Source organism: Micromonospora foliorum (genome assembly GCF_022229015.1).
Lineage (GTDB): Bacteria > Actinomycetota > Actinomycetes > Mycobacteriales > Micromonosporaceae > Micromonospora > Micromonospora foliorum.
On sequence record NZ_JAKKFF010000509.1, the window covers coordinates 1 to 1,467 of the forward strand.

The 1,467-nt window shown below is 72.7% G+C and carries 2 protein-coding genes; both read right to left on the reverse strand.

Translation table 11 applies throughout. The features are described from left to right. Positions 1-641 (reverse strand): MFS transporter (locus tag PSH25_RS29045; protein ID WP_238662059.1); only part of this gene is annotated, 641 nt, incomplete at its 3' end. Positions 642-683: 42 nt separating this feature from the next. Beyond that, a complete protein-coding gene (locus PSH25_RS29050) occupies positions 684-1,268 on the reverse strand; it encodes a winged helix-turn-helix domain-containing protein (RefSeq protein WP_238662060.1) in 585 nt (194 codons plus the stop codon). Positions 1,269-1,467 lie beyond the last annotated feature (199 nt).

The following is a 1,467-nucleotide window of genomic DNA, read 5'->3' on the forward strand; positions in this document are numbered from 1 at the left end:
CTGCTCGCGGCGGCAAGGCCGGCGGGTGCCTGGTTTCTGGCGGCGGCCGGGCTGGCGGTGGGCCGTCGGCCGCCGCGTCGGGTCCGCAGCAGCAGGCCCGCGACCACGAGCGCCAGGTAGGTCGCGGCATCGAGAAGCAGCGGTACGCGGGTGCCGAACTGCCCCACCAGCAGGCCGGCCAGCACCGGGCCGCCGAGCGCGCCGAGCGAGACGGCGGTCTGACTGATCGCGCTGGCCCGTGGCAGGTCGGCCGGGCGGACCATCGCCGGCAGCAGCGCCGCGAGGCAGGGTTGCGTCACCGCGAGCCCGCAGGCCAGCAGGGCGACGAGCCCGACCACCAGGACCGGATGCTCGACGACGGCGAGGAGCGCGCAGATCACGGCCTGCCCGAACCCGATGGTCACCAGCAGGGTACGGCTGTCCGTCCGGTCGGCGAGGCGGCCCGCGAGTGGGGCGAGCACCACCAGGGGCAGGGTGGCGGCCAGCAGCAACCCCGACACGGCCAGCCCGCTGGCACCAGCACCCTGCAGAGCCAGCGCCAACGCGGTCGCGGCAAGGAAGTCACCGCAGATAGTGGTGCCCCGAGCGGCGGCGGCTAGCCAGACGTCCGACCAGCGCGACTCGTCATTTGTGAAGGACATACTTCGAAAATAATCCTTCACAACTGATTCATGCAAGCCTGGCTATGCCAGCGGCACCGTCCGATACTGCACAGCGACCGTGCGAGCCCCCGGCGGTGGATCACCTTGCCGCCGTCGCGGGTGGTACGGCCGGAGCAGTGCCAGCACCGCCTCGTTCACCTCGGCCAGTTCCTCGGCGGTGAGCAGCAACAGCGTGTCGCTGAACAGGGCCTTGTCGTACCACTCGGCCGGCTCGTCCCCGGCACGCCGCAACCAGTCCCGGGTCCGCTCCATGGCCCGGACCGCATGCGCCTCCACCAGCGCCTGCTCGGCCGCGCGCGCCTCGGGCCCGGCATCACGACCCGCCTCGACCAGCACACTCACACTCGGCACGCGCCACAGCCGCTCGCGCGCGTCCCCCCGGCTCGGCGCCTGCTCGACCAGCCCGAACTTCGCCAGCGCCCGCAGGTGGTAACTGGTTGCGCTCGGCGACAGCCCAACGATCTCGGCACACTCGGTGGCGGTCCCACCGCTCTCGCGACTGTTCAGGTACTCCATGATCGCGATCCGGGCCGGATGGGCCATCGCCCGCATCACCTGCGGGTCGCTGATCGTCATCCGGCGCGAATCGGGGCGGGCCTCGGTCATAGGCCCATGATCCCGGCAGGCACCCCAACCTGCCATCACCCCCGCGTTCCGCTCCGACCACCTCCCGTCGGCCACGCCCGCAAGCTTGCGGAGTTGACGGCGGGTACGGCTCGGCGCTGCGGCCGACTTGGCGGCGCAGCGGGCGGGCGTGGCGCGAGGAGGCGAGTCCAGCGGCGCGGCTCCAGGGGCGCGGCTCCAG

Excerpts from the sequence above, each read along its gene's own strand:
- PSH25_RS29050 (WP_238662060.1), bottom strand. The coding sequence starts at position 1,268 with ATGACCGAGGCCCGCCCCGATTCGCGCCGGATGACGATCAGCGACCCG.